4 protein-coding genes are annotated in these 6,969 nt (G+C 67.2%); 2 read left to right on the top strand and 2 right to left on the bottom strand.

Going from position 1 to position 6,969, the window contains the following annotated elements; genetic code table 11:
* Nucleotides 1–69: 69 nt before the first annotated feature.
* A complete protein-coding gene (locus tag ABE423_RS20215; protein ID WP_071228577.1) occupies nucleotides 70–450 on the top strand; it encodes a YbjQ family protein in 381 nt (126 codons plus the stop codon).
* A gap of 63 nt (nucleotides 451–513) precedes the next feature.
* Here the strand turns inward: ABE423_RS20215 and ABE423_RS20210 are convergent, their stop codons facing one another.
* Together ABE423_RS20210 and mgtE are read right to left on the bottom strand one after the other, a co-directional pair.
* Nucleotides 514–3,234, bottom strand: coding sequence for a bifunctional acetate--CoA ligase family protein/GNAT family N-acetyltransferase (locus ABE423_RS20210; RefSeq protein ID WP_180837875.1), 2,721 nt, complete (start codon nucleotides 3,232–3,234; stop codon nucleotides 514–516).
* A 143-nt stretch (nucleotides 3,235–3,377) separates the two neighbouring features.
* Nucleotides 3,378–4,748 (bottom strand): magnesium transporter, encoded by a 1,371-nt coding sequence (mgtE, locus tag ABE423_RS20205; protein ID WP_125893373.1) that lies wholly within the window; start codon nucleotides 4,746–4,748, stop codon nucleotides 3,378–3,380.
* Nucleotides 4,749–5,094: 346 nt separating this feature from the next.
* Between mgtE and ABE423_RS20200 the strand changes: the two genes are divergently transcribed.
* Nucleotides 5,095–6,873, top strand: a complete 1,779-nt coding sequence (locus tag ABE423_RS20200; protein ID WP_049398672.1) for a monovalent cation:proton antiporter-2 (CPA2) family protein — start codon at nucleotides 5,095–5,097, stop codon at nucleotides 6,871–6,873.
* The last annotated feature ends 96 nt before the right edge of the window (nucleotides 6,874–6,969 follow it).

Here is a 6,969-nt window from a genome sequence, read left to right as displayed (position 1 = left end):
ATGCTCGACTGCGCCACAGCCAGTCGAGCATGGCTCGACTCTACAGAAAGCAACGACACGGACGCGACCATGGCAGACCCCTACAACAGCGGCTCCCCTTCCCCGCCCGCGCTGCGCTTCGACGATGCGCTGGTCACCACCGCCTTCGAGCTGCCCGGCCATCGCGTCGTGCGCAATCTGGGTGTGGTCCGCGGCATCACCGTGCGCTCGCGCTCGATCGTCGGCAATTTCCTCGGCGGTATACAGACGATCTTCGGCGGCAACATCACCATCTACACCGAACTGTGCGAACAGGCTCGCGAGGAAACCTACCGCGACATGGTCAAGCACGCGCGGCAGCTGGGCGCCAACGCCATCATCGGCATGCGCTACGACGCCACCGATGTGATGACCGGGCTGACCGAGGTGCTGTGCTATGGCACGGCGGTGGTGGTGGAGCCCCTCCGCTAACCTGGCCGTAGAGTCGAGCTTGCTCGACTGCTTCCCGATGGCGACAGTCGAGCAAGCTCGACTCTACAAGTCCGGTGCCGGCACCTCGACCTGCTGCACCGGCAGGGTCACCATCATCACCGTCGGATCGTCTGGATCCAGCCTGGTCTTGAAGCCCAGGCTCTGGCACATCGCCAGCATGGTGCTGTTCTCGCGCAGCACCTGGCCTTCGACCACGTCCAGGCCCAGCCACTTGGCGTACTCGATCATGATCGCCATCAACCGCCAGCCGATGCCGTGGCCCTTCAGGTCCGAACGGATCAGGATGCCGTACTCGCCACGGTGGTAATCGGCATCGGCGTGCAGGCGTACCGCGCCCAGCATTTCGCCGCTGCGCGGTTCGATCGCCACCAGCGCGATCGAGCGTGCGTAATCGAGCTGGGTCAGGCGCGCGATGAACTCGTGGCTGAAGTGCTTCACCGACTGGAAGAAACGCAGGCGCAGATCCTCGTCACTGACGCGGGCGAAGAACGCACGGAACAGTGCGTCGTCCTCCGGCCGCACCGGGCGCACGAAGGCACGGCCGCCATCGGACAGCTCGATGGTGCGCTCCCACTCCTTCGGGTACGGGAACACAGAGAAACGCGGATGGCCGCGGCCCTTGTGCAGAATGCGCGACGGTGCCACCGCTACGCGGGCATCGAGGGCGAGGATGCCCTTGCCGTCGACCAGCAGCGGGTTGATGTCCAGCGTGCGCACTTCGGGGATATCGGCAGCCAGTTGTGCCAGCTTCACCAGCGCCAGCGCCAGTGCGCGCTCGTCAGCCGCCGGCACGTCACCGTAAGCCTTGAGGATGCGCGAGGCGCGGGTCTGGCCGATCAGCTCATGGGCCAGGCGCAGGTCCAGCGGCGGCAGCGCCAGTGCCTTGTCGTTGATCACTTCGACGGCAGTGCCGCCGCGACCGACCACGATCACCGGACCGAACGTCGCGTCATCGGCGATGCCGACGATCAGTTCGCGCGCCTTCGGGCGGACGATGGTCGGCTGTACCAGCAGGCCATCAATGCGTGCATCCGGCCGCAGCTGGCGTGCGCGCGACAGGATCGCGTTGGCCGCGCTCTGCACCGCCGGCAGCGTGGCCAGGTTGAGGCGCACGCCATCCACTTCCGACTTGTGCGGAATATCCGGCGAGAGAATCTTCAGTGCGACCGTGGCACCGCGCTCCAGCAGAGGCTGCGCCAGATCCATCGCTTCGTGCGCATCGCGCGCATGCATCACCGGCGCGGACGGAATGCCATAGGCCTTGAGCAGTTCATGGGTGGCCAGCGGGTCCAGCCACTGCTGGCCGTTGGCCAGCGCGGCATCGACCAGTGCGCGCGCGGCGGCCGTGTCGACACTGAAATCCTGCGGCAGGCTGGGCGGCGTTTCCATCAACGCGTTCTGCGCTTCGCGGTAGCGCACCAGGTGCTGGAAGCCACGTACGGCTTCGGCCTCGGTCGGGTAGGTCGGGACGCGTGCCGCGTTGAGCGTGGCCGTGGCCTGGTCGTCGTTGCCCAGCCACACCGCGAATACCGGCTTGTCGCGGTGATGGCGCGGGCGCAGGCCGAGTGTGCGGGTGAGCGCCTGCGCCGCGTCCGCCGATGAGGTGAACGCGGTCGGCACGTTCACCACCATCACCGCGTCATTCTCGTTGTCGGCCAGCAGCGCTTCGATGGCCGCGGCATAGCGATCACCATCGGCGTCGACCACGATGTCGACCGGATTGCTGCGCGACCAGCCCTGCGGCAGCACCGCGTCGAGTTTCTCGATGGTGCTGTCGGACAGGTTGGCCAGCGTGCCACGCAATGCGATCAGCTGGTCCACCGCAAGGCGACCCACACCACCACCGTTGCTGAGGATGGCCAGGCGGCGACCGGGGAACGTCCCCAACCGACCCAGCGATTCGGCGGCGGTGAACAGCTCGTCCAGCGCCCCCACGCGCAGCAGGCCGGCGCGGTTGAAGGCAGCACCGTACACATCATCGGCGCGGGCCAGGGCCTGCACATGGGTATCGCGGCTGCCCGGCTGCACGCGCTCGGCACGGCCGGACTTCACCACCACCACCGGCTTGGCACGCGCGGCGGCACGCGCGGCCGACATGAACTTGCGCGCATCCTTGATCTGCTCGACATAGAGCAGGATGGCGCGGGTACGGTAGTCGGTGGCGAAGTAGTCGAGCAGGTCGCCGAAGTCGACGTCCATCGTGTCGCCCAGCGAGACCACGGCGGAGAAGCCGACCGAGCGCGCCACGCCCCATTCCACCAGCGCCGCCGCAATCGCCGAGGATTCGGAGACCAGCGCGAGATCGCCGGCCTGCGGAAAATGTGCGGCGATGCTGGCATTGAGCCGTGCATGCGGTGCGATCACGCCCAGGCAGTGCGGGCCAAGGATGCGCAGGCCGTGCTTGCGCGCCACCGTTTCCACCTGTTCCGACAACGAGCCCGGGCCTTCGCCCAGATGCGCGGTGAGGATGATCGCGGCCTGCACGCCGCGCTCGGCGGCGGTGCGTATCACCTGCGGCACGATCGCCGCCGGTGCGGTGATCACCACCAGCTCGGGCACCCAGTCCAGGTCCTTCAACCGCTTGACCGTGCGGATGCCATCGATCTCGGCGTGTCGCGGGTTGATCCACGCCACCTTGCCGGGGAAGCCGGTGCCGCGCAGGTTGCGCATCACCGCGCGCCCGGCCGAGCGCTCGCGCGGGCTGCCGCCGATCACCGCGACCGACTGCGGACGGAACACAGACTGCAGGTGGTAGGTACTCATGCGCCTACGGTACCCAAAAAAGGGGACGGAGGGGATTAAGTCGTTTGTGCCTCATGTGCCTTAAACGACTTAATCCCCTCCGTCCCCTTTTTGTTCTGCATGCCGACCAAGGTCGGCACCTACCGGAGCACGATGGTTCCGGCTTACAGCAGCGTGCCGTGCAGGATCATCGCGGCGATGCTGAAGTAGATCACCAGGCCGGTCACGTCCACCAGGGTGGCCACGAACGGCGCCGAAGCGCTGGCCGGGTCGAAGCCGAGCCGTTTCAGGATGAAGGGCAGCATCGAGCCGGACAGCGAGCCGAAGGTGACGATGCCGACCAGCGCGGCGCCGATGGTGATCGCCAGCAGGATCCAGTGCTCGCCGTAGTCGTGCAGGCCGCCCAGCTGCCAGATCACGATGCGCACGATGGCCAGGCAGCCGAGAATCGCGCCCAGCACCATGCCGGTGGGCACTTCGCGCAGGGCCACCTTCCACCAGTCACGCAGGCGCAGTTCGCGCAGTGCCAGGCTGCGGATCAGCAGCGAGGTAGCCTGCGAGCCGGAGTTGCCGCCCGAGCTCATGATCAGCGGGATGAACAGGGTCAGTACCACCGCGCGTGCCAGTTCGTCCTCGTAGTGCTGCATCGCGCTGGCGGTCAGCATCTCACCCAGGAACAGCACGCTCAGCCAGCCGGCGCGCTTGCGCAGCATCTCGAAGAAGCCGATCTGCATGTACGGCTTGTCCAGTGCCTCCATGCCGCCGAACTTGTGCGCATCTTCGGTGGACTCTTCGATCAGCGCATCGAGCACGTCGTCGACGGTGACGATGCCAAGCATCTGCTGCTGCGCGTCGACCACCGGAATCGCCAGCAGATCGTGGCGGCGGATCAGCCGCGCCACTTCCTCCTGGTCCATCAGCGCATCCACCGTCACCGGCGGATTGACCTGGGCCACGTCCAGGATCGATTCCTCGGGCAGGCCGGTGATCAGCCGGCGCATGGTCACTACCTGCTGCAGCTGCTGGCTGGCTGGGTCTAGCACGTAGATCGCGTACACCGTCTCGCGGGTGCGCTCGACCTGGCGGATGTGCTGCAGGGTCTGCGCCACCGTCCAGCTGGCAGGCACCGCCACATACTCGGTGGTCATCAGCGCACCGGCAGTGTTCGGTGGGTAGCTGAGCAGCTTCTGGATGGCCTGGCGGGCGTCGGTGCCCAGCAGCGGGATCAGCCGCGCGCGTTCTTCCTCATCCAGCTCGTGGACGATGTCGGTGGCGCGGTCATCGGCCATCAGGCCCAGCAGCGCCGCAGCCCGCGCCGGCGGCAGCGCGGCGACCAGTTCGCCACTGCGGTGCAGCTCCGGCGCTTCGAGCATCTTCACTGCACGCGGCAACGGCAGCGCCGCCAGCGTTTCCGCGGCGCGGGTCAGTTCCAGCGTATTGAGGAATTCCACCGCGTCGGCGGTGTTGTAGTTCGCCAGCGGTGCGGCCAGTGCGGCGGCATCGGCCACCGGGCGCAGCAATTGCTTCTGGTTCATCGGTTTTGCCTTGTGGGGGTGCGACCTCGCGCAACGCCAACGCAGGCAAACCGTCCCGATGTCAGGCGGTGGCCATCGCTGGCGTCGAACAAGGTCGACTTCTACTGTCGCTGGACATGGGTTGGGGACTCCGGGATGCGTATGCCGACGGACGCGCCGCCAGCGGCGGGCAGTCTGGACCCGTGGGCCATGCAGGTCAACCCGGCAGCCTTGCGCAGGGCGCCTGCCCGGCAGGTTGTGCTCGTGCATACACAGGCCGGCGCGCATAATGACGCGGTGGCACTCGCCTCCCCTTCCCCCACCCGAACGGACGCACCGCGGGCTTCTCCGATGACCAGGTATTCCCATGCATAGCGGTGGTCTGGAACTGGCCCTGGTGCTGCTGCTGGCGGCGGTCATCGCCGTGCCGGTGTTCAAGAAGTTCGGCTTCGGCGCGGTGCTGGGCTATCTGGCGGCCGGTGTGGTGCTGGGCCCGGACGGGCTGGGCTTTGTGCAGGACGCCGACCGCATCCTCGGCGCCGCCGAGATCGGCGTGGTGATGCTGCTGTTCGTGATCGGTCTGGAACTGTCGCCGGCCCGCCTGAAGGTGATGCGGCGCTCGGTGTTTGGTGCCGGTGCGGCACAGGTGGCGCTGTCCGGGCTGGTGCTGGGCGGCCTGCTGCTGCTCGACCATTTCCAATGGAAGAGCGCACTGGTGGTGGGCGTGGCACTGGCGCTGTCGTCCACCGCGGTCGGCCTGCAGCTGCTGTCAGAACACAAGGCGATCAACAGCGACCATGGCCGGCTCGGGTTCGCCATCCTGCTGTTCCAGGACCTGATCGCGATTCCGCTGCTGGCGGCCATCCCGCTGCTGGGCGGGGTAAAGAACGAGACCCTGCGCTGGGAAGACGCCGCCGTGGCCCTCGGCGCGCTGGCGGTGGTGATCCTGTGCGGGCGACCGGTGCTGCGCAAGGTGTTCGGCATCATCGCGCGTACCCGCAGCCCGGAAGTATTCACCGCGACCGCACTGCTGGTGGTGCTGGGCACCGCCTGGTTCATGCAGGAGGCCGGCCTCAGCCCCAGCCTGGGCGCGTTCCTGGCCGGCGTGCTGCTGTCCGATTCGGAGTTCCGGCACGAACTGGAAGCGCAGATCGAGCCGTTCAAGGGGCTGCTGCTGGGCCTGTTCTTCATTGCGGTGGGCATGGGCATCGACCTCGACCGCATCGTTGCCGAGCCGTGGCTGATCGCCGCCGGCGTGGCGATCCTGCTGGTGGTCAAATTCAGCCTGCTGTACGTGATCGGGCGCATCGCAAAGCTCAGTTCACGGCACTCGCTGCTACTGGGCAGCGTGCTGTGGCTGGGCGGCGAGTTCGCCTTCGTGGTGTTCAACGAAGCGCAGCGCGCGCACCTGCTGGGCAACGCCAACCATGACCGCCTGGTGGCGATCGTCGGCCTGTCGATGGCGATCACGCCACTGCTGATGATCGCGCTGCTCAAGCTGCTCGGCCAGGAGAAGGCAACGCCGCGCGAGGCAGCCGAGGCCGACAAGGTGGCGCCGGACAACCGGCCGAAGGTGCTGATTGCCGGCATGGGCCGCTTCGGCCAGGTCATCGCGCGCCTGCTGACCGCGCAGAAGGTGCCGTTCGTGGCACTGGAAGCGAACCCCGATACCGTGGCCGACCTGCGCCGCTTCGGCAACCAGCTGTACTACGGCGACCCGACCCGGCCGGAGATGCTGCGCGCGGCCGGCGGCGAGCACATCGATGTGTTCGTGATCACCGTGGACGACCCGGAGACCAACCTGCGCGCGGTGCGCATGGTGCGCCGGTTGTACCCGGACGCGAAGGTGCTGGCGCGCGCACGCAACCGCCAACATGCGTGGCGCCTGATGGACATGTCGGCTGAGCCGTTCCGCGAAGTGTTCGGCACCAGCCTGGAAATGAGCGGGCGCGTGCTGACTGCATTGGGTGTTGCACCTGAAGTGGCTGAACGCCACGTGCAGCGCTTCCGTGAGCACGACGAGCAGCTGCTGCGCGACCAGTACCTGGTGTACGACGACGAGGCTGCGGTGATCCAGACCTCGCGCGATGCACGCAACGACCTGATGCACCTGTTCGAGGCCGACGCGGAAAGCGACGGCAAGTAGGCGTGCCGACCAACGGTCGGCACCCACCACAGATTGCGGTAGTGCCGGCCGCTGGCCGGCAGCCTCGAAATTCCGGTGGTTTCATGAGGTTGCCGG

This window comes from Stenotrophomonas sp. TWI1409 (assembly GCF_039673015.1).
GTDB classification, from domain to species: domain Bacteria; phylum Pseudomonadota; class Gammaproteobacteria; order Xanthomonadales; family Xanthomonadaceae; genus Stenotrophomonas; species Stenotrophomonas maltophilia_A.
Note: the sequence above shows the minus strand (reverse complement) of the source record. Positions and strands in the feature narration are given on the sequence as shown.

Excerpts from the sequence above, each read along its gene's own strand:
- ABE423_RS20215 (WP_071228577.1), top strand. The coding sequence starts at position 70 with ATGGCAGACCCCTACAACAGCGGCTCCCCTTCCCCGCCCGCGCTGCGC.
- ABE423_RS20210 (WP_180837875.1), bottom strand. The coding sequence starts at position 3,234 with ATGAGTACCTACCACCTGCAGTCTGTGTTCCGTCCGCAGTCGGTCGCG.
- mgtE (WP_125893373.1), bottom strand. The coding sequence starts at position 4,748 with ATGAACCAGAAGCAATTGCTGCGCCCGGTGGCCGATGCCGCCGCACTG.
- ABE423_RS20200 (WP_049398672.1), top strand. The coding sequence starts at position 5,095 with ATGCATAGCGGTGGTCTGGAACTGGCCCTGGTGCTGCTGCTGGCGGCG.